The 23,961-nt window shown below is 72.4% G+C and carries 23 protein-coding genes; 14 read left to right on the top strand and 9 right to left on the bottom strand.

The window, feature by feature from the left end; all coding sequences use genetic code 11:
* The first annotated feature begins 23 nt into the window (after positions 1–23).
* From RI138_RS14355 to RI138_RS14315, 9 genes are all read left to right on the top strand, one after another.
* Positions 24–1,571: a DHA2 family efflux MFS transporter permease subunit gene (locus RI138_RS14355; protein WP_311120229.1), complete on the top strand. Its 1,548-nt coding sequence runs from the start codon at positions 24–26 to the stop codon at positions 1,569–1,571.
* A 19-nt stretch (positions 1,572–1,590) separates the two neighbouring features.
* Positions 1,591–2,004 carry a DUF3151 domain-containing protein gene (locus tag RI138_RS14350; protein ID WP_096622754.1) on the top strand — a complete coding sequence of 138 codons (414 nt, stop codon included), beginning with the start codon at positions 1,591–1,593 and terminating at the stop codon, positions 2,002–2,004.
* A 299-nt stretch (positions 2,005–2,303) separates the two neighbouring features.
* Positions 2,304–3,152, top strand: a complete 849-nt coding sequence (locus RI138_RS14345) for a tryptophan 2,3-dioxygenase family protein (RefSeq protein ID WP_311120228.1) — start codon at positions 2,304–2,306, stop codon at positions 3,150–3,152.
* Positions 3,145–4,368 carry a kynureninase gene (gene kynU, locus RI138_RS14340; RefSeq protein ID WP_311120227.1) on the top strand — a complete coding sequence of 408 codons (1,224 nt, stop codon included), beginning with the start codon at positions 3,145–3,147 and terminating at the stop codon, positions 4,366–4,368. Before RI138_RS14345 ends, kynU begins: the two co-directional genes overlap by 8 nt.
* 140 nt (positions 4,369–4,508) lie before the next feature.
* On the top strand, positions 4,509–5,402 hold the full coding sequence (locus RI138_RS14335; RefSeq protein WP_311120226.1) for an alpha/beta hydrolase: 894 nt from the start codon (positions 4,509–4,511) through the stop codon (positions 5,400–5,402).
* Positions 5,403–5,552: 150 nt separating this feature from the next.
* The gene (locus RI138_RS14330) at positions 5,553–6,380 is read left to right on the top strand and encodes an NmrA family NAD(P)-binding protein (protein ID WP_311120225.1); all 828 of its coding nucleotides are present in this window, start codon (positions 5,553–5,555) and stop codon (positions 6,378–6,380) included.
* 122 nt (positions 6,381–6,502) lie between these two features.
* Entirely contained in the window at positions 6,503–7,885 is a 1,383-nt protein-coding gene (locus RI138_RS14325) for a sensor histidine kinase (RefSeq protein WP_311120224.1), read from the top strand.
* Entirely contained in the window at positions 7,882–8,550 is a 669-nt protein-coding gene (locus RI138_RS14320) for a response regulator transcription factor (protein WP_311120223.1), read from the top strand. Before RI138_RS14325 ends, RI138_RS14320 begins: the two co-directional genes overlap by 4 nt.
* Before the next feature lie 59 nt (positions 8,551–8,609).
* Positions 8,610–9,815 (top strand): cytochrome P450, encoded by a 1,206-nt coding sequence (locus tag RI138_RS14315; protein WP_311120222.1) that lies wholly within the window; start codon positions 8,610–8,612, stop codon positions 9,813–9,815.
* A 59-nt stretch (positions 9,816–9,874) separates the two neighbouring features.
* Here the strand turns inward: RI138_RS14315 and RI138_RS14310 are convergent, their stop codons facing one another.
* The 3 genes from RI138_RS14310 to RI138_RS14300 form a co-directional block, all read right to left on the bottom strand.
* Positions 9,875–10,219: a hypothetical protein gene (locus RI138_RS14310; RefSeq protein ID WP_311120221.1), complete on the bottom strand. Its 345-nt coding sequence runs from the start codon at positions 10,217–10,219 to the stop codon at positions 9,875–9,877.
* 92 nt (positions 10,220–10,311) lie between these two features.
* Positions 10,312–10,584, bottom strand: a complete 273-nt coding sequence (locus RI138_RS14305; RefSeq protein WP_096623023.1) for a DUF1876 domain-containing protein — start codon at positions 10,582–10,584, stop codon at positions 10,312–10,314.
* Positions 10,585–10,620: 36 nt separating this feature from the next.
* Positions 10,621–11,496: a diacylglycerol kinase family protein gene (locus RI138_RS14300; protein ID WP_096622772.1), complete on the bottom strand. Its 876-nt coding sequence runs from the start codon at positions 11,494–11,496 to the stop codon at positions 10,621–10,623.
* A gap of 186 nt (positions 11,497–11,682) precedes the next feature.
* Between RI138_RS14300 and RI138_RS14295 the strand changes: the two genes are divergently transcribed.
* Complete coding sequence (locus RI138_RS14295) at positions 11,683–12,966, top strand: adenylosuccinate synthase (RefSeq protein WP_096622774.1); 1,284 nt, start codon at positions 11,683–11,685, stop codon at positions 12,964–12,966.
* 210 nt (positions 12,967–13,176) lie between these two features.
* Positions 13,177–14,061, top strand: coding sequence for a glycoside hydrolase family 19 protein (locus RI138_RS14290; protein ID WP_311120220.1), 885 nt, complete (start codon positions 13,177–13,179; stop codon positions 14,059–14,061).
* Positions 14,062–14,284: 223 nt separating this feature from the next.
* On the opposite strand, the gene dnaN is transcribed toward RI138_RS14290, so the two are convergent.
* Positions 14,285–15,418, bottom strand: a complete 1,134-nt coding sequence (gene dnaN, locus RI138_RS14285) for a DNA polymerase III subunit beta (protein WP_311120219.1) — start codon at positions 15,416–15,418, stop codon at positions 14,285–14,287.
* Between the two features lie 340 nt (positions 15,419–15,758).
* On the opposite strand from dnaN, the gene RI138_RS14280 reads away from it, so the two are divergent.
* Positions 15,759–17,387 carry a helix-turn-helix domain-containing protein gene (locus RI138_RS14280; protein WP_311122895.1) on the top strand — a complete coding sequence of 543 codons (1,629 nt, stop codon included), beginning with the start codon at positions 15,759–15,761 and terminating at the stop codon, positions 17,385–17,387.
* A gap of 138 nt (positions 17,388–17,525) precedes the next feature.
* On the opposite strand, the gene RI138_RS14275 is transcribed toward RI138_RS14280, so the two are convergent.
* The gene (locus tag RI138_RS14275; RefSeq protein WP_311120218.1) at positions 17,526–17,762 is read right to left on the bottom strand and encodes a DUF397 domain-containing protein; all 237 of its coding nucleotides are present in this window, start codon (positions 17,760–17,762) and stop codon (positions 17,526–17,528) included.
* Positions 17,759–18,595, bottom strand: coding sequence for a helix-turn-helix domain-containing protein (locus tag RI138_RS14270; RefSeq protein ID WP_311120217.1), 837 nt, complete (start codon positions 18,593–18,595; stop codon positions 17,759–17,761). Before RI138_RS14270 ends, RI138_RS14275 begins: the two co-directional genes overlap by 4 nt.
* 156 nt (positions 18,596–18,751) lie before the next feature.
* Between RI138_RS14270 and RI138_RS14265 the strand changes: the two genes are divergently transcribed.
* Positions 18,752–19,159 carry a hypothetical protein gene (locus RI138_RS14265; RefSeq protein WP_179499897.1) on the top strand — a complete coding sequence of 136 codons (408 nt, stop codon included), beginning with the start codon at positions 18,752–18,754 and terminating at the stop codon, positions 19,157–19,159.
* A 95-nt stretch (positions 19,160–19,254) separates the two neighbouring features.
* On the opposite strand, the gene RI138_RS14260 is transcribed toward RI138_RS14265, so the two are convergent.
* From RI138_RS14260 to RI138_RS14250, 3 genes are all read right to left on the bottom strand, one after another.
* Positions 19,255–21,030 (bottom strand): serine/threonine-protein kinase, encoded by a 1,776-nt coding sequence (locus RI138_RS14260; protein ID WP_311120216.1) that lies wholly within the window; start codon positions 21,028–21,030, stop codon positions 19,255–19,257.
* 103 nt (positions 21,031–21,133) lie between these two features.
* Complete coding sequence (locus RI138_RS14255) at positions 21,134–21,718, bottom strand: MarR family winged helix-turn-helix transcriptional regulator (protein ID WP_311120215.1); 585 nt, start codon at positions 21,716–21,718, stop codon at positions 21,134–21,136.
* Positions 21,711–22,313 carry a type 1 glutamine amidotransferase family protein gene (locus tag RI138_RS14250; protein ID WP_311120214.1) on the bottom strand — a complete coding sequence of 201 codons (603 nt, stop codon included), beginning with the start codon at positions 22,311–22,313 and terminating at the stop codon, positions 21,711–21,713. Before RI138_RS14250 ends, RI138_RS14255 begins: the two co-directional genes overlap by 8 nt.
* Before the next feature lie 156 nt (positions 22,314–22,469).
* On the opposite strand from RI138_RS14250, the gene RI138_RS14245 reads away from it, so the two are divergent.
* Entirely contained in the window at positions 22,470–23,843 is a 1,374-nt protein-coding gene (locus tag RI138_RS14245; RefSeq protein WP_311120213.1) for an aspartate aminotransferase family protein, read from the top strand.
* Positions 23,844–23,961: the final 118 nt, after the last annotated feature.

The following is a 23,961-nucleotide window of genomic DNA, read 5'->3' as shown; positions in this document are numbered from 1 at the left end:
GCGCCGAGGGGGAAGCTGGCCCCATGGCTGCTGCTGCCTCCGAGCCCGGGGAGACGTCCGGGGAGATCCGTGTCGCCTCGCCGGCCGGGCGGTGGGTCGTGCTGACCACCGTGCTCGGGTCCGGCATGGCGATGCTGGACTCCACGGTCATCAACGTGGCCCTGCCCCGCATCGGCGCCGACCTCGGCACCGATCTGGCCGCGCTCCAGTGGACCGTCAACGCGTACATGCTCACGCTCGCCGGGCTGATCCTGCTCGGCGGGGCGCTCGGGGACCGGTACGGGCGGCGGCGGGTGTTCGTGGTGGGGGTGGTGTGGTTCGCGGTGGCCTCGTTGCTCTGCGGGATCGCGCCGAACGCGGGGGTGCTGATCGCCGCCCGGGCCCTGCAAGGGGTGGGTGGGGCGCTGCTCACGCCGGGGTCCCTGGCGCTCATCCAGGCGAGCTTCCATCCCGACGACCGGGCCCGGGCCGTGGGGCTGTGGTCCGGGTTCGGCGGGGTCGGGGCGGCCGTGGGGCCGTTCGTGGGCGGGTGGCTCGTCGACGGGCCCGGGTGGCGGTGGGTGTTCCTGCTGAACCTGCCGCTCGCCGCGATCTGTGTGCCCGTCGCCCTCCGGCACGTGCCGGAGTCGCGCGATCCGGCGTCGCACGGCCGGTTCGACGTGCTGGGGGCCGTGCTCGGGGCGCTCGCGCTGGCCGGGGTGACGTACGCGCTGATCGAGGCGCCGGAGCGGGGCGCGTCCCCGCTCGTGATCGGGTCGGCCGTCGGCGGGGTGCTGCTGGGGGCCGCGTTCGTGCGGGTGGAGCGGAAGCGGGCCGATCCCATGCTGCCGCCGTCGATCTTCCGCTCCCGGCTGTTCACCTCGGTCAACCTGGTGACCTTCTGCGTCTACGCGGCCCTCGGCGGCTTCTTCTTCCTCTCCGCGATCCAGCTCCAGGTGGTCGCCGGGTACTCGGCGCTCGGCGCGGGCACCGCCCTGCTGCCCACCACCGTGCTGATGCTGCTCTTCTCCGCCTCGGCCGGTGAGCTGGGGCGGCGGATCGGGCCGCGCATCCCGCTCACGGTTGGCCCGCTGCTCGCCGCCGCCGGGATGCTCCTGATGCTGCGGGTGGGGCCGGGCAGCGCATCCTTCGGCTCGTACGTCGGCGAGGTGCTGCCCGCCGTCCTCGTGCTCGGCACCGGGCTCGTCGTGGTCGTCGCGCCGCTCACCGCGACCGTCCTGGCCGCCGTGGACACCGGGCGGGCCGGGCTGGCCAGCGGCATCAACAACGCCGCCGCACGGGCCGCCGGGCTGATCGCGGTGGCCGCCCTGCCGCTGCTCGCCGGGATGGGGCCGGAGGCGTACCGGGACGCGGGCGAGTTCGCCGCGACCTTCCGGCGGGCGATGCCGATGTGCGCCGGGCTGCTGGTCGCGGGCGCGGTCATCGCCTGGTGGACGGTCCGCGCCCCGGCGGCCGCCGCCGCCCGGGGCGAGCGGCCCGAGTGCGCGGTGCACTGCGGGGTCGCCGCCCCGCCCCTGGAACCGGAGCAGCCCTCCCCGCGACAACCGGGGCGCGGTCCCGCCGGGACGTGACGGCAGGCACACTTGAGCCATGTCCATCCACGAGAACCTGCTCGGGGGCCCTGCCCCGACCCACCTCCCCGACGACCCGGAGCCGCGCGAGCTGCTCGCCGCGGGCACCCCGCCCGCCGAGGTCGCCGCGAAGTACCCCACATCCTCGCTCGCCTGGGCGCAGCTCGCCGACGAGGCGTTCGAGGGCGGCCGGGTCGTCGAGTCGTACGCGTACGCCCGTACCGGCTACCACCGCGGCCTCGACGCCCTGCGCCGGGCCGGCTGGAAGGGCCACGGCCCCGTACCGTTCGAGCACGAGCCGAACCGCGGCTTCCTGCGCGCCCTGCACGCCCTGGCGCGGGCCGCCGGGTCGATCGGCGAGACCGCGGAGCACGAGCGCTGCTCGACGTTCCTGCGGGACTCCTCGCCGACCGCCGCCGACATCCTGAGCTGACCCCGGCCGCGCACTCCGGAGCCGGGCCCGACGCTCACACAGCGCGGGTCCGGCCCAGGGCCTCCCTTCGGACCAGGCCGGGCTCGCGGGGTCCGGCACGCACATCTGCCGCGTTGTCGTCAGTCTCCGACGCTCCGCGTCGACTCCCTCCTCCGCCTTGCAGCTGCACGCACCGGACCCCGCTCCCTGATCCGGCCTGGTCCGAAGGGAGGCCCTAGTATGCGAGCAGGGGACCGGAGCTCCATCACCTCACGGAAGGGGCGGACCGCTACCCGGAAGCTCGTGTCGAGGAGACAGCGATGTCGACGAATCACCCCGACCCCGAAGCCACCGGTGCGGACACCCCGTACCTGGACTTCGCGGGAACGACTCCGTACGAGGACTATGTCCAGGCGGATGTCCTGACCCACCTCCAGCACCTCCGCTCGGACGACCCCGGCGAGATGGTCTTCCTGGTCACCACCCAGGTCATGGAGCTGTGGTTCACGGTCATCGTCCACGAGTGGGAGACCGCCACCCGCGCCCTGCGCGAGGACCGCATACCCGTCGCGCGTGACGCCCTGAAGCGTTCGCTGCGCGAGCTGGAGGCGCTGAACGAGTCCTGGCGGCCGCTCGCCGGACTCACCCCCGCCCAGTTCAACTCCTACCGGGGGTCGCTCGGGGAGGGCTCCGGATTCCAGTCCGCGATGTACCGGCGGATGGAGTTCCTGCTCGGCGACAAGTCCGCGTCCATGCTGGTGCCGCACCGGGGTGCGCCCCGCGTGTACGCCGAGCTGGAGAAGGCGCTCGGGGAGCCCAGCCTCTACGACGAGACGCTCGCCCTGCTGGCCCGGCGCGGGTACGCCATCCCCGAGGCCGTCATCGGCCGGGACCTGACCAAGCGCTACGAGCCGTCGCCCGAGGTCGAGGCCGTGTGGGCGGAGATCTACGCCTCCGACGACCAGAACGACGAGCTGGTGCGCCTCGGCGAGCTGCTCACCGACGTCGGCGAGCTCGTCTGGCGATGGCGCAACGACCACCTCGTGGCCACCCGCCGGGCGATGGGCTCCAAGACCGGCACCGGCGGCTCCGCCGGAGTGGCCTGGTTGGAGAAGCGCGCCACGAAGAACGTGTTCCCCGAGCTGTGGACGGCGCGCAGCCATGTCTGAGACCTCCCGTGACACGCTCCGTGAGCGGGCGCTGAAGCTCGACGCCGCCGACCCGCTCGCCGACCGCCGGGGGCTCTTCGCCCTCGACGAAGGCGTCTACCTCGACGGCAACTCCCTCGGTGCGCTGCCCGTCCACGTCCCCGCCCGGGTACAGGACGTCCTCACCCGGCAGTGGGGCGAGCTGCGCATCCGGTCCTGGGACGAGAGCGGCTGGTGGACCGCGCCCGAGCGGATCGGTGACCGGATCGCCCCCCTCGTCGGGGCCGCCGGAGGCCAGATCGTCGTCGGTGACTCGACCAGCGTGAACGTCTTCAAGGCGGTCGTCGCGGCGGGCCGCCTCGCGGGCGAGGGACGCGACGAGATCTTGGTTGACGCGACGACCTTTCCCACGGACGGGTACATCGCGGCCTCCGCCGCGCGGCTGACCGGCCACCGGATCGTGCCCGTCGCACCTGCCGACGTACCGGTCGCTCTCGGCCCCCGTACGGCCGCCGCCCTGCTCAACCAGGTGGACTACCGCACGGGCCGGCTGCACGACCTGCCCGGACTGACCGCCGCCGTCCACGCGGCGGGCGCGATGGCGGTGTGGGACCTCTGCCACAGCGCGGGCGCGCTGCCCGTCGGGCTGGACGAGCACGGGGTGGACCTGGCGGTCGGCTGTACGTACAAGTACCTGAACGGCGGCCCCGGTTCGCCCGCGTACCTGTACGTCGCCGAGCGCCACCAGGCCGCCTTCGACTCCCCGTTGCCGGGGTGGAACTCGCACGCCGACCCGTTCGGCATGACCCCCGACTACGCCCCGGCGGACGGTTCGGCACGGGGCCGGGTCGGCACGCCGGACATCGTCTCCATGCTCACGCTGGAAGCGGCGCTGGACGTGTGGGACGGGGTGTCGGTGGACGCCGTGCGGGCCAAGTCCCTCGCGTTGACGGACTTCTTCCTGGAGTGCGTCGAGGCGTACGTTCCGGCGGGCCGGGTCACCTCCGTCACGCCGGCCGCGCACGCCGAACGAGGCAGCCAGGTCGCCCTGCGCTGCGAGGACGCCGGGCCCGTGATGCGCCGCCTCATCGAGCGGGGCGTCGTGGGCGATCTGCGGCGGCCGGATGTGCTGCGGTTCGGCTTCACCCCGCTGTACGTGGGGTTCGCCGACGCGGAGCGGGCGGCGTGGGTGCTGGCCGAGGTGCTTGAGGAGACAGCGGAGCCGAAGACGGCCTGACGGACCGTCAACGCGTGTGCGGCCGGGCGGGGACGGTACCCAGTGCTGGTACCGTCCCCGCAGGTCAACCCAGTTGGGCACCTGACCCAGGCATAGGCACTGGCATAGGCACAGTCACAGGCATAGGACGGTTGAGCAGCATGTCGGATTCTGCCGCGCGTGATCGGGACGAGGCCGAGAGCGCATCGGCGTTCGCGCATCCCGAGGTCGCCCCTGACCGGACCGCCTCCTACGGCGAACACCCCGACCAGGTCATCGACTTCTACGCCCCGCGCGACGGCCGCACCGCCGCCCCCCTCGTCGTCCTCCTGCACGGCGGCGCCTGGCGGGCCCCGTACGACCGGGCCCATGTCTCCCCGCTCGCGGACTTCCTGGCCCGCCGGGGGTTCGCCGTGGCGAGCGTGGAGTACCGGCGGGGCGCTGCGGCCGACTCGGGGCAGGCGCCCGATGCGGACCTCGGCGCGGACCCCGTCGCGGGGCGCTGGCCGGACACCTTCGACGACGTGGCCGCCGCGCTCGACGCCGTACCGGCCCTGGCGGCACAGGAGTTGCCGGAGGCCGACGTGCGGCGCATCGTGGTCACCGGGCACTCGGCGGGCGGTCACCTCGCGCTCTGGGCGGCGGCGCGGCACGTACTGCCCGAAGGGTCGCCGTGGCGCCTGCCTGCCCCGCCGCCCCTGCGCGGGGTCGTCGCACTGGCCCCGATCGCGGACTTCGCCAAGGCCGTGGAGCTGGGCGTATGCGGCGGAGCGTTCAGTCAACTGCTGGGGGAGGGCCGCGAGTCGGACGACCGTATCGCCCATGCCGACCCCGCGGCCCTGCTGCCCACCGGGATCGCCACGGCGATCGTCCAGGGCATCGAGGACATCGTCGTCCCGCAGGCCGTGTCGGAAGCGTACGTCGACGCGGCGGCGAAGTCCGGCGAGACGGTCGGGCTGACGCTCCTCGGCGGGGTCGGGCACTTCCCGCTGATCGACCCGGCCGCCGACGCCTGCGCGATCGTGGCGGAGGAGATCACGCAGCTGGCCTGGTGACGAAGGAGCCGCGGGCGGATCGCACACCGATCGCAGTTGCGGACAGAAGGTGTCCGCAAGGGTCTCTAACTTGGTTGTTGTCGAACCGAACGGGCGCGAGGCGAGTGGGCGCGAACCGTACGGGTACCGAACCGAGCTGAGGAGAACCCCATGACGATCCTGGTGACCGGGGCCACGGGAACGGTCGGCCGCCGTGTGGTCGAGCAGCTGCTGGAGCGCGGCGAGCACGTCCGGGCCCTGACCCGCGACCCGGCGCGGGCGGAGCTGCCCGAAGGCGTCGACGTCGTCCGGGGCGACCTCACGGACCCGGCGTCCCTGGAGTCCGCGCTCGACGGTGTGACCGGACTGCACCTCATCACCTTCGGCGGGGCCCTCTTCGCACCGCTGGAGACCGGTGAGGAGATCCTCGCGCTGGCCCGGAAGGCGGGCGTGCGGCGGGTGACCGTGCTCAACGGGGGCGGGGAGACCCCGATGGAGACGGCGGTCCGTGCGAGCGGGCTGGCCTGGACGGTGGTGATGCCGGTGGAGTTCATGGCGAACGCCCTGGAGTGGGCGCCCGGGATCAAGGCCGAGGGCGTGGTGCGCGAACCGTACGTCGGCCGGCTGAGCGCGATGGTGCACGAGTCGGACATCGGCGCGGTGGCGGCGGTGGCGCTCACCGAGGACGGTCACGCGGGCCGGGCGTACCTGGTCACCGGTCCGCAGGTGCTGACCGTCGGCGACAAGGTGGCGGCCATCGCGGCGGCGCGCGGCGCGGACGTCGAGCTGGTCGAGCTCACCGAGGAGCAGGCGCTGGAGTCGTGGCGGGCCAACGGGATGCCGGAGGACGTGATCGGGTTCCTGATCGACGTCTACCGGGACACCCCGCCCGAGGGCCGGACCGTGATCGACACCGTCCAGCAGGTCACCGGACGGCCGGCGCGGACGTTCGCGCAGTGGGCGCGGGAGCACGCGGAGCACTTCCGCGCGAGGGCGTAGCCAAGGGGGCCCTCGGGGCTCCGGACGGAGTGCGGTGGAGGCGGGGTAGTCCTTGAGACGGACCCCGCCGAATCCATATCGGTGCTGACGACCCGCCGTCCGCCGCCGCCTACCGTGGGAGCGTGACCGAGACCCAGACAAAGACCAAGGGCCCGGAGTTCCGGGCAGCCGAAGGGGCGATGAACGGCCTGCGGGAGGACCTCTTCCGCCAGGCGCTCGCCTACCGCCCCCTGCCGCCGCTGAACCCCGAGGGACGGCTGATCCGGCGGTTGCCCGGGGGGCTGCGCAAGGGCGTCGTCTGGGCCCCGCACGCCCTGGTGCTCTTCGCCGCCTTCGTGGTGATGATGATCGGCTTCGCCGAGTGGGAGTTCCGCTTCCTGATGGGTCTGGTGCCCGCGATAGCGGTGGCGATGACTCTCGTCAGGCCGGTCGCCGCGTTCTGGGCCTCCATGCTGGCGACCGTCTTCTGCGGGGTCCTGAGCGGCGAGCTGTGGGCGCCGAGCGCCTTCGCGGCGCAGGTGGTGGTCATGGTTGTCGTGGCCGCCCGGACCCGGCCCCGTACCGCCGCCTGGATGTGGCTGCTGACCCTGCTGTTCGGGATGCTGCTGGAGGGCGGCGACCCGACCGTCACCGCGCCCCTGGCGACGCTCTCCGCCTTCGTGCTGCTCGTCGTCGCCGTGGTCCAGATCCGGCGTGACGCCGAGCGCGAGGTCACCGTGCAGCGCACCGTCACCGCCGTCGAGCGCGACCGGCGCACCCTGCTGGAGGAGCGCACCACGATCGCCCGGGAGCTGCACGACGTGGTGGCCCACCACATGTCGGTCGTCGCGATCCAGGCCGAGGCCGCCCCCTACCGGGTCGAGAACCCGCCGCCGGAGCTGGAGCAGGCCTTCGTCACCATCCGGGAGAACGCCGTGGCCGCCCTCACCGAGCTGCGCCGCGTCCTCGGGGTCGTACGGGCGGAGGACTACGAGGCGCCTGACGCCCCGCAGCCCACGCTCGCCGTGCTGGACGGGCTGCTGGACAACGTCCGCGAAGCGGGCCTGGAGACGGAGAAGGTGATCACCGGGGCCGTCCGCGAGCTCCCGCAGGGCGTCGAGCTGTCGGCGTACCGGATCGTCCAGGAGGCCCTGAGCAACAGCCTGCGGCACGCGCCGGGCGCCTCCGCCAAGGTCGAGCTCGGCTATGTCCTCGGCGGGCTCGGACTGCGCGTGGTCAACGGGCCCCCGACCGGACTGGTCAAGCCATCCCAGGGGGCCGGGCACGGCATCACCGGGATGCGGGAGCGGGTCGCGATGCTGAACGGTGAGATGACGGCCGGGACGACGGCGGACGGCGGGTACGAGATCGCGGTGTTCCTGCCCGTACCGCTGTCCGAGGAGCCGGAGACACGGGACGCGACGGGCAGCGAGGTGACCGCCCGCGACACGACCGGCGGCCACCCGGACACGGACGCGAACGGCAACGCCGACACGGTCGTCATCGAACAGGACGGCCGCGCATGAGCGACACCGATATCCGGGTGCTGATCGTCGACGACCAGATGATGGTCCGCGAGGGCTTCTCGGTCCTGCTCAACGCGATGCCCAGGATCACCGTCGTGGGGGAGGCGGTGGACGGGCGGCAGGCCGTCGCCCAGGTCGCCGCCCTCCGCCCGGACGTCGTGCTGATGGACATCCGTATGCCCGAGATGAGCGGGATCGAGGCGACCCGCGAGATCGTCGCGCAGGACGCCGACGCGAAGGTCCTGGTGCTGACCACGTTCGACCTCGACGAGTACGTGTACCAGGCGCTGCGGGCCGGGGCCTCGGGCTTCCTCCTCAAGGACGCCTCGGCCCGGCAGCTCGCGGACGGCGTGCGGGTGGTGGCCTCGGGCGAGGCGCTGCTCGCCCCGACGGTCACCCGGCGGCTGATCACCGAGTTCTCCAAGTTGGCGGAAGCCCCGCGGCCGCCCGCCCTCGCCCGCGTCGGGGACCTCACGGAGCGCGAGACGGAGGTCCTCGTCCTGATCGCGCAGGGCCTGTCCAACGCGGAGATCGCCTCGCACCTGATCGTCGCCGAGTCCACGATCAAGACGCACGTCAGCCGCATCCTGGTGAAGCTGGGTCTGCGCGACCGCACCCAGGCGGCGGTGTTCGCGTACGAGGCACGGCTGGTCACGCCGGGTTGACCCCGGTGGGGCTGCCCCGGGCCCCTTGCGCCGGCGGCGGAGGCGGGTAGCGTCGGGTCATGCACGTGTCATTCGACCCCTGGTCTCCCGCGTTCGTCGCCGACCCCTACCCCGCCTACGCCGCCCTGCGCGCCACCGGCCGGGCGCACTGGTTCGAGCCGACCGGGCAGTGGCTGATCCCGCACCACTCCGACGTATCGGCGCTGCTGCGCGACCGCCGCCTGGGCCGTACGTATCTGCACCGCTTCAGCCACGAGGAATTCGGCCGCACCCCGCCGCCCGCCGCGCACGAGCCGTTCACCACGCTCAACGGTGAGGGGATGCTCGACCTGGAGGCGCCCGACCACCCCCGTATCCGGCGGCTGGTCTCCAAGGCGTTCACCCCGCGTACGGTCGAGAACCTCGCCCCGACCGTACGGCGGCTGGCGGCCGGGCTGGTCGACGCGTTCGTGGCGAAGGGCGGTGGCGACCTGCTGGCAGAGGTCGCGGAGCCGCTTCCGGTCGCCGTGATCGCCGAGATGCTCGGGGTCCCCGAGGCGGACCGGGGGCCGCTGCGGCCCTGGTCGGCGGCGATCTGCGGGATGTACGAGCTGAACCCGTCCGAGGAGACGGCGAAGGCCGCCGTCCGGGCGTCGGAGGAGTTCTCCGCGTATCTGCGCGGGCTCATCGCCGAGCGCCGCAAGGCCCCCGGCGATGACCTGATCTCGGCGCTCATCGCCGCCCACGACGAGGGGGAGCGGCTGAGCGAGCAGGAGATGATCTCGACCTGTGTGCTGCTGCTGAACGCGGGCCACGAGGCGACGGTGAACACCACGGCGGGCGGCTGGCGCACTCTCTTCCACCACCCGGAACAGCTGGCCGCCCTGCGCGGCGACCCCGCGCTGCTGCCCACCGCGATCGAGGAGCTCCTGCGCTACGACACCCCGTTGCAGATGTTCGAGCGCTGGGTGCTGGACGATATCGAGATCGACGGCCAGGTCATCCGGCGCGGGGCGGAGGTGGCGCTGCTGTTCGGCTCGGCCAACCGGGACCCGGAGCGGTTCGCGCACCCGGACACGCTCGACCTGTCCCGTCCGGACAACCCGCACATCACCTTCGGCGCGGGCATCCACTACTGCCTGGGCGCCCCGCTGGCCCGGCTGGAGCTGGCCGCCTCCTTCGGGGAGCTGCTGGGCAAGGCGCCCGGGATGCGACTGGCGGCGGAACCGGAGTGGCACCCGGGGTACGTGATCCGGGGGCTGAAGGAACTGGTGGTGGAGGTGTAGGCACACAGTCCGTGGGCATTGCGCCCCGGCGTACCCGTGGGCACCGCGAACCGGCGCCTTCAGCAGGGCGGGCCGCAGTCTTCCAAGGCCTGAGGGCCTGTCAGGACGTCGAAGCCGTACCCGAACGCGGCGATCCCCGCGACGGCCGCCAGCAGCCCGAGCGCCGAGCGCCACCGGCCCCGTACGACGGCGAAGACGGCCAGGGCGGCCGCGGCCCCGCCGACGGCCATGACGGGCAGGCCCAGCCAGAAGACGTCCGGGTTGGTCTCGCTCTCGAAGGCGCCGAAGAGGCCTCTCCTGCCGTACGGGAGCCAGACCATGATGCCCGCGAGCGTGCCGAGCACGGCGATGACGCAGCCAGCGGTGCCGGTGATGGCGTCCCGTCGGGTGTCCGTGGTGTTCATGTCAGGGGGGACGTGGGTGGGGTCCGGGCCGGTTCCCCCTCAAGCCGCTTCGGCGATCGAGGAGCGCGGCCCCGGGGACAGCGCCCCCGGAACTAGGTCAGTGGGTACGACGTCCTGCCCGACGCCTCGTCGATCTCCTCGTGTGCCTTGGTCAGCAGTTTCATCGCCAGTTCGTTGAGCGCTCTCGCTCCCGCGATCTCCTCGCCGACCCGCTGCTGGTCCTCGTCCGACGGGTGGCGGCTGGCGTAGCCGTGGGCGCGTACCTCTGTTCCGTCGGAGAGGCGGACGAGCGCCGCCGCACGGGTGCGATGGCTGTCCTCCTCGAATTCGAGGTCGATGTGCCATCCGACAGCGATCCTGGTCATGACGGTCACCTCCGGGACGTCCGCGGTCGTCTCCTTTCAGCGTGCGCCTGTCGTCCCGTCCGCGCTCGCCGGGGGCGGCAGCATCAGCCCCCAGGCGCCCGCCCGCACGGTCCAGGTCCGGGTACGGACAGGGCCGCCGGTCTGTATGTCGGCCCGGTAGCGGAAGTCAGCGCCGGAGACGGTGACGGCCTTGGCCTCCACGGTGACGTCCTCGCCGTCCGAGGTGCGGACGACGACGTCGACCAGGCCCGCGTCGCCCTGGGAGGTCACCGAGACGCCCCGCACGGGTGTGTCCAGGTCGCTCAGCAGCACCCCGTCCGCCTCGATGCGCAGCCGGTGCGTGCCCGGGTGGGCGGCGGCGACCGGGGCCGGGCGGACCAGGGACGTCATCAGGGAGCGGCAGGTGTCCCAGACGGCCGTGACGCCCGAGTGCGGGGTCCCCGAGCCGGGCGGCGGTGCCGGGGCGGGGATGCGCAGCCGGCCCAGCACGACGCCGTCGCTGTCGTCCACGAGCAGGTCGAGCCGCCGCACCGCCCCGTCGAGCGCGGTCCGCGCGGCGGCCACCGCGCCCCGGGGCACGCCGAGGGCATGGGCCACTTCCAGGGCGTGCGCCGCGCCGACGGGGATCAGCGAGAGGACGCCCCGGGCGAGCTCCCGCTCGCGGTGCAGCTGGGCGACGGCGCGCAGCAGGGCGTGGTCGTCACCGACCACCACGGGGCGGCGAGGACCCCGGCGGGACAGGGCCCGGGCGAACTCCTCGGGGGTGTCCGGAAGGCAGATCTTGGCGTGCGAACCGGCGCTCAGCACGTCCTTCGCGATACGCACGGACTCGCCGTCGGTCCGGCGGGCAACCGGGTCGATGACCACCAGGAGCTGGTCGCCGCCGTCGCCGGGGGGCTCTGCAGCCGACACCTCGGTCCTTCCTCGGGTAGCATCTTGGTGCAAGAGCCCCTTGCGCTATTGCGCCAGGGGCTTCGTCTATTCCGGGGCACCCGGTTCGACGGCTCAGGCTTTGCCGTACATCGTCGTGCGGCAGGTACGACCTTGACGTACGCCCCCTGACCTTGGACATGCCCCGCCCGGAAGGGGTGTACGCCTGTGCCCGCACTTGTGCTGCTCGGTGCTCAGTGGGGTGACGAGGGCAAGGGGAAGGCCACCGATCTCCTCGGTGGATCCGTGGACTATGTCGTGCGTTACCAAGGCGGAAACAACGCCGGTCACACGGTCGTCGTGGGCGACCAGAAGTACGCACTGCATCTCCTCCCCTCCGGAATCCTGTCGCCGGGCTGTACCCCGGTCATCGGGAACGGTGTCGTAGTCGACCCGGCGGTCCTGCTCTCCGAGCTGAGCGGTCTGAACGAGCGAGGCGTCGACACGTCCAAGCTTCTGATCAGCGGAAACGCTCATTTGATCACTCCGTACAACGTGACGATCGACAAGGTGAGCGAGCGCTTCCTCGGCAAGCGCAAGATCGGTACGACGGGCCGGGGCATCGGTCCGACGTACGCCGACAAGATCAACCGGGTGGGAATCCGCGTCCAGGACCTCTACGACGAGTCGATCCTGGAGCAGAAGGTCGAAGCGGCCCTGGAGCAGAAGAACCAGCTTCTGGCCAAGGTCTTCAACCGGCGGGCGATCGAGGCCGGCCGGATCGTCGAGGAGATGCTCCAGTACGCGGAGCAGATCAAGCCGTTCGTCGCCGACACGACCCTGATCCTGAACGATGCCATCGACGAGGGCAAGGTCGTCCTCTTCGAGGGCGGCCAGGGCACCCTGCTCGACGTCGACCACGGCACGTATCCCTTCGTCACCTCGTCGAACCCGACCGCGGGCGGCGCCTGCACCGGTGCCGGCGTCGGCCCGACGAAGATCAGCCGCGTGATCGGCATCCTCAAGGCCTATACGACGCGCGTGGGCGCCGGTCCGTTCCCGACCGAGCTGTTCGACGAGGACGGCGAGGCGCTGCGGCGCATCGGCGGCGAGCGCGGTGTCACCACCGGCCGTGACCGCCGCTGCGGCTGGTTCGACGCCCCGATCGCGCGGTACGCGACCCGGGTCAACGGCCTGACGGACTTCTTCCTCACCAAGCTGGACGTCCTCACCGGCTGGGAGCGGATTCCGGTCTGCGTGGCGTACGAGATCGACGGCAAGCGCGTCGAGGAGCTCCCGTACAGCCAGACCGACTTCCACCACGCGAAGCCGATCTACGAGACCCTGCCGGGCTGGTCCGAGGACATCACCAAGGCCAAGACCTTCTCCGACCTGCCGAAGAACGCGCAGGCTTACGTGAAGGCCCTGGAGGAGATGTCGGGCGCCCCGATCTCCGCGATCGGCGTCGGCCCCGGCCGCACCGAGACGATCGAGATCAACTCGTTCCTGTAGGCAGCCGGTACCGGCCCGCACGGCCTGTACCGCCTGCCCGGATCTTCCGGCCCCGTCCACATGGTGGACGGGGCCGGAAGATTTTACTTTCGGTACCGTTCCCAGGATGGTCTAGACCTTGACAGGTACAGACCATCCTCGCTTGAGTGTCGGACACCCCCACGGCGGCGCGCGGCCGGACGTCGCGCCGCATCCAAGGAGTGTGATCACGTGATCCGACGTGTCTTGAGTGTGCTGGTCGCGCTGGGCGCGCTTGTCGCGGCGCTCGTCATCCTTCCCGCCGCCACCGCACAGGCCGCCGCCTGCGCCACGGCGTGGAGTTCGTCCTCCGTCTACACGGGCGGCCAGTCCGCCTCGTACAACGGCCGCAACTACACCGCCAAGTGGTGGACCCGGAACGAGACCCCGGGCAGCTCCGACGTCTGGGCCGACCAGGGTGCCTGCGGCGACGGCGGTGAGGAACCGGGGGAGAACGACGGCTTCGTCGTCAGTGAGGCCCAGTTCAACCAGATGTTCCCGAACCGCAACGCCTTCTACACGTACCAGGGCCTCACCGACGCCCTGGGCGCCTACCCGGCCTTCGCCAACACCGGCAGCGACGAGCTCAAGAAGCGGGAGGCCGCGGCCTTCCTCGCGAACGTCAGCCACGAAACCGGCGGGCTGGTGTACATCAAGGAAATCAACGAGGCCAACTACCCGCACTACTGCGACGCGGGCCGGCCTTACGGCTGCCCGGCCGGGCAGGCCGCCTACTACGGTCGCGGCCCCATCCAGCTGAGCTGGAACTTCAACTACAAGGCGGCTGGTGACGCCCTGGGCATCGACCTGTTGAACAACCCCTACCTCGTGGAGCAGAACTCCTCGATCGCCTGGAAGACCGCCCTCTGGTACTGGAACACGCAGACCGGCCCCGGCACGATCACGGGCCACAACGCCATCGTCAACGGGCCCGGCTTCGGCGAGACGATCCGGTCGATCAACGGCACGCTTGAGTGCGACGGCGGCAACCCGGCGCAGGTCCAGAGCCGCGTCAACAAGTTCACGCAGTTCACCCAGTTCCTCGGCACCACCACCGGCCCCAACCTGAGCTGCTGACCCGGCAGCCTGGGCTGCTGACCCTGCCCGGCCCTGCCCGACTCTGATCCACCCGTGTCCCCATCCGTGCGGGGGGTGTGCCCGGCTCGCGCCGGACGCACCCTCCGTTCCGGCGTCCGGCGTCCGGCGACCGGGGCGCGGTCGGCACGGTCGGCGCGCTCGTGGACAGGGCGCCGACCCCCTGCGACGCGACTACGGGAACCGGGAGTCCGGGCGGACCCGGTCAGATCAACTGCGGCCGCACCGACATCAGCAGGTGCCTGTGGGCGTCCGTGCCCGTCCCGTCCGCCCCGCCCGTGATCATCGCGCGCTGGCCCGCCCCCAGCAGCAGGAGCCGCAGTGACGGCTCCTCGAAGGCGGCCAGCGCGTCCGCCAGATACGCCGGGTTGAAGGCCACCACCATCTCCTCGGCGCCCTCCAGTTCGGCGGGGATTCGCTGTGAGGCCACATCGTCCTCGTAGCCGGCCTGGAGCAGGACCGAGGCATCGGGACGGGAGAAGGTCATCTGCACCGGGCTGTCCCCGTCGGCGACGACGGAGACCCGCTTGACGGCCTCCACCAGCCGGGCCCGGTCCACCACCGCCACGGCCGGGTCCTGCATCGCGAACAGCTTTTCGTGGCGCGGCAGTCGGCCCTCCAGCAGGCGCACGGTGGTCCGCATCCCGGCGTGCTCGAAGCCCGCCGAACCGGCGTCCAGGGCCACGCTCACCAGCCCGGACCGCCCAAGCGAGCGGGCGATCTCGGTCAACCGGCGGGCGGAGACGATGACATCGGCGCTCTCGCCGGGGGCGGTGGCCTTCCACGGCAGCGTCCGCACGGCGAAGCGGTACCGGTCGGTCGCGGCGAGTGTCATCGTCCCCGCCTCCCCGTCGAGCCCCAGCCGGATGCCGGTGAGCGCGGGCAGGGTGTCATCGCGCCCCGCGGCCACCGCCACATCGGCGACCGCCGCCGCGAACAGCTCCGCGTCGACCGCTCCCCGGACCTGCGGAAGCGCGGGCAGCGCCGGATAGTCGGCCAACGGCAGCACGGACAGGCCGAACCGGGCACCGCCGCCCGACACCGTGAACCGCGAGCCCTCCACCGCGCACTCCACGGGCCCCTCGGGCAGCACCTTGCAGATGTCCAGCAGCCGCCGCCCCATCACGAGCACCCTGCCGGGCCGCAGGACTTCGGCGTCGCTCACGTCGATGCGCGCGGACGCCTCGTAGTCGAGCCCGGAGATCCGCAGCCGCCCGCCCTCGATCTCCGTGTCCAGCAGCAGTCCGCCCAGCACGGGAACGGGCGAGCGCACGGGCAGGACGCGGGCCGCCCAGGCCACGGCGTCGGTCAGAGCGCTGCGCTCGATACGGAACTCCATGGTGGTGCCTTTCCTCGGAAGCCGACAACGACCACGCTAGAAGGCACCACTGACAATCGGCCCCGGGCACGAGTCAACGGAAAGGCCATGAGGCCGGGCACCGACGACAGCGACCACCCCCGTGAGCCGCTGCCGTCGTTCCCCGAAGGACGTGCCCGAGCACGTTCGGACGATAGATCGCGGGGTAGGGAGACCGGGAGATTCAATACGCCCAGTGGGACGGCCGCGGAGGTATCAGTCCGCACAGCCACACCGACCGGGCAGCAGCCGAGCAGGCCACGGACAGCAGACATCGGGGGAACACGTGCGAGTGCGTGAGCGGGCCGACGACCTCCTGCGGATGCACCGACTGGTGCGGAGCGGCGGCACGCCCGCCTTGCTGCGCTGGCTCTCCGGCCGGGCCGACGGCTGGGCCGGCCTCGTCGGGTCGGACGGGACTGTGCTGCACGCGGCGGCGCGTACCGCGGGGGCGGTCGTCCCCGATGTGGCAGAGCTGCTCGCCGAGGGCGCGACCGCCCTGACCGAGCGCGGGGCCCAGGCGTACTCCCTGGACACCGGCGAGCACACCGCCCTCCTCTTCCCCCTGCACACCGACGACCCCGGTACCGCCCCCGTGCTCGCCGTCGTCACGCCCCGGCCCGTCGCCGCCGGTCTCGCCACGCTGCTGGCGGACGTGGTGCTGGCGCTGGAGCTGTGCTGGCAGGCCGAAACGCTGGAACGCAAGCGGCGCCGGGTTGACCTCGCCGAGTCGCGGGGCCGGGAGGCGGTGCTGCACCTGCTGATGACGGGCCAGCTCTCCATCGCCCAGCAGGTCGCCGGTGCGCTGCGTCCCCGGCTCCCCGACCCGGTGCGGGTGTGCGTCGTGGAGTGCTCGGGCGACGGGCGGGACGAGGTGGCCCGGGTCTGCGCGGAGGCGGACGGCGGCCGGTCCTGGATCGTGCGGTGCCCCGTCTACGTACGCCATCTGATCCTCGTGACGCCCGCGGACGAGGCGCCGCGGGGGACCGCCACCGACCGGGTCGCGACCGACCGGGCAGCCACCGACCGGGTCGCCACCGGCCAGGTCACCATCGACGAGGCCGTCGCCGCCCGGGTCGGTGACTGCGTGGTCGGTGTCAGCGAACCGGTGCCGCTCGCCGACACCGCCACCGGCTACCGCCAGGCCTTCCACGCCCTCGCCGTTGCCCGCGAACTGCCTTCCCGGCACGCGAGGTTCGGCGTATCGCCGGAGGCGGCGCTCGTCGTCGGCCGCGCCGGGCGGCAGTGGGCCGACGCCCTGCTCGCCCCGCTCCTGACCCACGTCCCCCGCCGCGCCCAGGACCCCGTGAGCCAGGAGCTGGCTGCCACCGCCGCCTCCTGGCTGGCCTTCTCGTCGCACGCGACCGACCACCTCAAGATCCACCGCAACACCCTGGCCGCCCGAGTCCGGTTCATCGGCGAGCTGCTCGGCCTCGACCTGCACCGCCTCGCCGACCAGGCCGCCCTCGACCTCGCCCTGCGCATCCGCGCCACCCCCGCCCCGGCCTGCACCGCCGAGCCCGCCCCGTACGCGGACGGCACAGGCACAGGCACAGGTATCGGAACAGGCGCGGGCATCGGCACCGGCACCGGCACCGGCCCGGGTACGGCAAAGGCGGCGCAGGCTCTCGACGAGGTCCTGCGCCGTCCTTCCGTTCGGGAGTGGGCCGAACAGCAACTGGCCCCGGTCCAGGGGGTCCGGGGCGCGGAAGAGACCCTGCGCACCTGGCTGGAGTGCGAGGGCCGCCTCGGCCCGACGGCCGCCCGGCTGGGCATCTCCGTCCCCGGCGCCCGCAAGCGCCTCACCCGGCTGGAGACCGTGCTCCAGCGCTCACTGCTCCGGCCCCCCAGCGCCCGCTACGACCTGTGGCTGGCACTGCGGAGGAAGGACCTGGATCTGGACCCCGGCCCGGACCTGGACCTGACGGCGTGTGATGCCGTCACATCGTGACGGACGACGGAACTGAAGAGGACCGCGAGCGCTGTCGCGGTCACCGATGGGGCACGGCCCGTATCGCCGTGCAAGGCCTGCCGGTGACGCGCCCGCACGAATTCTGCGGGCGCACACCGTGGGTCCTGCTGTGCCCGCTCAGTCCGCCCAGGTGAGGAAGGCCGACCAGGCGTCCGGCGCGACGGCGAAGGCGGGCCCGTCGGGCACCTTGGAGTCACGGACGTGGACGGAGTGGGGGCAGGCGGCGACCTCGACGCAGTCGCCGCCGCTGCCGCTGCTGTAGGAGGACTTACGCCAGTCGAAGGCGACCTCGATGCACTCGCCGCCGCTGCCGCTGCTGTAGCTCGACTTGAACCACCGGAGGGTGCTGCTCATTCCTTCACTCCTGCCAACCGCATGATGAGGTCCAGCGATTCACGAGGACCCAGGGCCTGTGACCGGATCTTCGCATAGCGCTGAGCGTAGACGCTCACCTTTGCCGGGTCACTGATCAGCAGACTCTCGTCCTGCGGCTCCAGATAGACGAGATGCTCATGCGCGGGAGTCTCCAGCAGGCTCATCGAGCCGCGATCACCCGCGTACTCCCCGTACTTCCCGGCTTCCAGGGGCAGCACCAACAGCGTGACATTGCGCCGCCGGGCGCACTCCACAAGATGGAGCAGCTGCTCCCGCATGATCTCCTCGCTGCCGATGACGCGGCGCAGGACGGCCTCGTCGATGATGATCTCGATCATCGGGAGCGGGTCCCGGTGGAAGAGGGCCGTACGTGCCAGACGCAGCTGGACCAGCTCCTCCACCCGCTCGTCGGAGAGCGGCGGGAACGAGCCACCGATGAGCGCCCGCGCGTAGGCCTCCGTCTGGAACAGCCCGTGGACGACGTTCATGGCGAACAGCTGGAGGCTGATCGCGGCCTCCTCCAGCAGCGCGTAGTCCTGGAACTGCTGAGGCAGCCGCTCCATCCGCATGTACCGCCGGGCCGTCGTGAAGATGCCGGTGCCGTTGCCGAAGACCCGTTCCAGCTCGACGAGCATGGCGTCACTGGCGGGCTGCGCGCAGGTCTCCATCGCGCTGATCGCCGCCGCCGAGTAGCCGAGCTCCTTGCCCTCCTGCTCCTGTGTCCACCCGCGCTGGATGCGTAGCGTGCGAGCGATCTCCGCCACCATCTGGGCGGTCGGGCTCGCGGATTCCTTGTTCTCTGCACTCGCCATTACGCGATCTCTTTTCGACTCGACCGAACTCAACCGGTCACTACTCGATACCGTCGAACTCAACTCGGCTTCAGCGAAGTCGGTGCAGGTCAACGGCTATGCGACGCACCTCGGCAGGTAGGGAGAACGCTAGGCGACGAGCGCCACAATCGTCCTGTGAATGCAACGAATCGCGGGCTGAAAATCGAGTGGATTCCGGACTCCGGATTCCAGCTCCGCAAGGCGGGCGTGCAATTCGACGCCGTCCGCGTCGACGGCGACGAGGGGCGGCGGCTGGCCGACCTGATGGAGGAGTTGGTCGGGGGCGAACCGGGCCCGGTCGTCACCGAGTCGAACGGGCGGCGCGGGGTGTACTTCCTCGTGCCGGCGGGCTCCACGGCCGGACGCCCGTGGCCGCGCGAGGTGTCGACGTTCAACGGGGCGACGGGCCGGGTCAGTTACGTACCCGTACCGGCGCTCGGGGGTGACACCTGGCCGCTGATGTGGCGGTACCGGCCGACGTGTGCGCACCGGTTCGTGCACACGCTGATCCTGTTCAACGCGGCTTATGCGTTACTGAGTTGAGTGCCTGGGGTGGAGGGCGGACGGCGGGCCCAGGGGGGCATGGCGGGACCGGGCGGGGCATGGCGCCGATCCAGGTCGAGCCGACCGGATGTAGCTCAATCCGACTTGGTGTAGGTCAGGCTCTCGCCCGTGCCGGTCACCGTCCGGCGCAGGGTGCCGTCCGGCAGCAGGGTCAGCTCGGTGGCTTTGCCGGGGGAGCAGGAGGTGGCCGGTTCGCCGGAGGAGACGGCGGAGGGCCCGATCCGGACGGGGCCGTCGGCGGTGGGGCGGGCGGCGAGGCGTGCGCTGAACTCGCAGTGGTACGTGGAGCCGGAGGAGAGGGGACCTTCGGCGGTGAGGGAGAGGACCGGGTCGCCGACGTCGCCCTGGCGGATGGTCAGCGTGCGGGTGGAGGGGCCTTGGTCGCCGGGTATGGAGCCGGACCAGGTGCCGAGGTAGACGCGGGGGACGGTGCCTTCGCTGTCGGTGGTGCCGTTGTCTCCGCTGCCCCCGCTCCCGCCGTTGCCTCCGCTGTCGCCGTTCGCACTTCCCGTGTCGTTCGTGCTGTTCGGGCCGTTCGCGTCGGTTGAGGAGGACGCGTCCGGGGAGATGGTGGTGCCCATGCCTCCGTCCTTCATGAACGCGTACACGGACCCGCCCGCACCTATCGCGACGACCACGGCGACGGCTATCAGCGCGGCGGTGGCCCCGGCGGACCGGCGGTCCCGGGCGGGAGGGGGCGCGGGGGTGAAGTAGGCGGGGGAGAAGGGCTGCTCGGCGGTAGGGCCGTGCGGGTGGGGGTACGGGGGCGGCTGGGGATGGGCATGGGCATGGGGGTACGGGGGCGGGTTCGGGTGCGGCGGGGCTGAGGCAGGGGGCGGAGCCGCGGGGGCTGGCGGGGGCACGGAGGCTTGGAGGGCCGCCGGGGCCGCCGGGGCTTGCGGGGCTTGCGGGGCCTCCGGGTCCTCCGCGTCGAGCAGCTCCACCGCATGGCGGCCCAGTTGGGCGATGAGGATGCCGGGGAGCCAGGGTTCGTCCGCCTCGGCCCCGCCCAGGCGCGCCAGGATCTCGTCCGGACCGGGCCGGGCCGCCGGGTCCTTCGCCAGACAGTCCCGTACGACGTCGGCGAGCTCCTCCGGTACGCCGGTCAGGTCCGGGTCCTCCTGGGCGATCCGGAACATCAGGGCGTGGGGCCCGCCGCTGTCCGCCGAGCCGAAGGGCAGGCGGCCGGAAGCGGCGTACGCGAGGACGGACCCGAGGCAGAACACGTCGCACGCGGTGGTCACGCGCTCGCCGCGCACCTGCTCCGGGGCCATGAACCCGGGCGAGCCGACGATCGCTCCCGTGCGGGTCAGGTCGCCGTCGGGCACGGAGTCCAGGGCGCGGGCGATGCCGAAGTCGATGACCCGGGGGCCGTCGATGGTGAGGAGGACGTTGGACGGCTTCAGATCGCGGTGGATGAGCCCGGCGCCGTGGATGTGCTGGAGGGCGTGGGCGAGCCCGGAGCCGAGGAACCGGACGGAACGTACCGGGAGCGACCCGTACGCCCCCGAGGCCGCGACTGGGGTGCCGGGGCGGCCGGAGACGATGCGCTGGAGGGAGGGCCCGGCGACGTAGCCGGTGGCGACCCAGGGGACCGGGGCCTCGGTGTCGGAGTCCAGCACGGGGGCGGTCCAGGTCCCGCCGACCCGGTGCGCCGCGTGGACCTCCTGGCGGAAGCGGGCGCGGAACTCGGGCCGCTCGGCGAGCTCGCGGCGGACGAGCTTGAGGGCGACGGTGCGGCCGCGGTCGGAGCGGGCGAGGAAGACCTGCCCCATGCCGCCTTCGCCGAGGCGGCCGAGGAGCCTGTACGCGCCGATGCGGTGCGGGTCCTCGGCCCCGAGCTTGTCCATGGCGCGTTCCTCCCCCGTGCGGCCCGCACGAGGATAGCGCCGCCGAGCGCACCTGCCGAGCGCACCTGCCGTGCCCGCCTGCCGTGCCCGCACTCCGCCCGTCCTAAGCGCCGGACGGGCTGGGCCGGTGGCCCGGCTCCGCGCCGGAGGCAGGGGCAGGGGCTGGGGCTGGGGCAGCCCCGGCCCCAGAGCCAGCCCCAGCCCCCGCCCCAGGCCCATACGCCTGCGCGGCCGTCAAAGCCCCCACCGCCCCCGACAGCCGCTCCAGCGCCCCCACCGCCTCCGCGAACCCCTCCGCCCCCAGCTCCCCCGCCAGCCGCGCAGCGAACTCCGCATGGGCCGGGTCGATCCGGGACACCGCATCCCGCCCCGCCCCCGTCACCCGCAACAGCTTCGCGCGGCGGTGGGCCGGGTTCTCCGCGTACTCCGCGAGCCCCTGCTCGACCAGCAGGTCCGCGATCCGCTGCACGCTCTGCCGGGTGATACCCATCGCCCGCGCGATCCCCGCCACCGGCAACGGCTCGGGCAGTACGGCCCCCAGCACCTGCCACCGAGCCGCCGTAAGGCCACCCGGCTCGGCCAACTCGTCGGCCACGGCGAGAAACTGCCCGTTCAGGCGGAACACCGTCAGCGCGGCCCGGCTCAACAACTCCTGTCGGGAAGGGACTTCCCCCGCGCGCTCACTCACCCTCCAACACCTCGTACGCACTCGGGTCCGAGTCGTGGAACAGCCGGTACCAGGCCCCCAGCTTCTCCGGGCCGTACACCCCCAGCAGCCCGAACACCTCCCGCGCCAGCGCCACCGGCTCCGTCGGTCCGGCCGTGATCAGCCCGCCGTCCGTCACCGCGTCCGCGTCCACGTACCGCGTGCCACCCCCGTACCCCGTCGCCGCCAGGTAGAAGGAGACCGCGCTGGTGTGCGCCCGGTCGTCGAGGAGCCCCTCGCGGGCCAGTCCCGCCGTCGCCCCGCAGATCGCCGCGACCGGCACCTCCGCGTCGAGGAAGGTGCGCGCGGTACGGGCGAACGGCGCCAAGTCGTCGCCCGCGTCCCAGAGTCCGGCCCCGGGGAGGATCAGCAGCGCGCTGTCCTCGGGCCGCAGCTCCGCCAGCGCCAGATCGGGCTGCACGCGCAGCCCGCCCATGGTGGTGACCGGCTCCCGCTCGGGTCCCACGGTCCGCACCCGGTAGCCGTTCTGGGCGAGGAAGGCGGTGGTGTACCCGGTCTCCCAGTCAGCGAGGGTGTCGTACACGGCGAGATGGACCACAGCTCTGCTGCTGGTCATGACGGCCTCCCGAAGTAGATGACAGAAGCCTGTCATGACGACAGTATGCTGTCAATTGAGGGAGGGTGCCCGGACCCGACACCCTGCCGACCTCCGCGCCCCACGTCATACAAGGTGGCCATGGAGACCGCCCCCACCAGCGCCTACGCTCACCGCATGACCCCTCATGCCCCTCATGCCCCGTACGCCGACCCCGCGGCCGGTGCGGCCGTGAAGGCCGCGGACCGCGCGCACGTGTTCCACTCCTGGTCCGCCCAGGGCCTCATCGACCCGCTCGCCGTCGCCGGCGCCGAGGGGGCCTATTTCTGGGACTACGACGGCAACCGCTACCTCGACTTCACCAGCGGGCTCGTCTACACCAACATCGGCTACCAGCACCCGACCGTGATCGCCGCGATCCAGGAGCAGGCGGGCAAACTCGCCACCTTCGCGCCCGCGTTCGCCGTCGAGTCGCGCTCCGAGGCCGCACGCCTCATCGCCGAGCGCACCCCGGGTGACCTGGACAAGATCTTCTTCACCAACGGCGGTGCCGAGGCCGTGGAGAACGCCATCCGCATGGCCCGGCTGCACACCGGTCGTACGAAGGTGCTCTCCGCCTACCGCTCGTACCACGGCGCGACCTCCACCGCGATCAACCTCACGGGCGACCCGCGCCGCTGGGCCTCCGACAACGGTTCGGCGGGCGTCGTCCGGTTCTGGGCGCCGTTCCTCTACCGCTCGCCGTTCTACGCCGCGACCGAGGCCGAGGAGTGCGCCCGCGCACTCCAGCACCTGGAGGACACCCTCGCCTTCGAGGGCCCGGCCACCATCGCCGCGATCATCCTGGAGACCGTCCCGGGCACGGCGGGCATCATGACCCCGCCGCCCGGCTATCTGGCGGGTGTCCGCGAGATCTGCGACCGGTACGGGATCGTCTTCGTGCTGGACGAGGTGATGGCCGGGTTCGGCCGCACCGGCGCCTGGTTCGCCGCCGACCACTTCGACGTCGTGCCGGACCTGCTGACCTTCGCGAAGGGCGTCAACTCCGGTTACGTACCGCTCGGCGGCGTCGCCATCAGCGCCGAGATCGCCGCGACCTTCGAGACCCGCCCGTACCCCGGCGGCCTCACCTACTCCGGCCACCCGCTGGCCTGTGCCGCCGCCGTCGCCACCATCCAGGTGATGGAGGACGAGAAGGTCGTCGAGCACGCGGCCCGGATCGGCGAGACCGTCCTCGGCCCCGGCCTGCGCGAACTCGCCGAGCGCCACCCCTCCGTCGGCGAGGTGCGCGGTCTCGGCGCGTTCTGGGCACTGGAGCTGGTCCGCAACCGCGAGACCCGTGAGCCGCTCGTCCCGTACAACGCCTCGGGCGAGGCCAACGCCCCGATGGCCGCCTTCGGCGCGGCGGCGAAGAAGCAGGGGCTGTGGCCGTTCATCAACATGAACCGGACCCACGCCGTCCCCGCCTGCAACGTCACCGAGGCCGAGGCCAAGGAGGGACTCGCGGCGCTGGACATCGCACTCTCCGTGGCCGACGAGCACACGGTGTAGCGCCCGCACGCCCGCCCGGCGCGTACGCCTCGTAACCGGACGATCCGCTTCCGTACGCTATCGGCCTCGGAAGTGCCCCCAGTCGGCCGCCGCCGTGCCCGGAAACGGGCACGGCGGC

It is taken from the genome of Streptomyces durocortorensis (assembly GCF_031760065.1).
Lineage (GTDB): Bacteria > Actinomycetota > Actinomycetes > Streptomycetales > Streptomycetaceae > Streptomyces.
The sequence above is the reverse complement of the archived record's forward strand: the minus strand, read 5'-3'. Positions and strand labels throughout refer to the sequence as shown.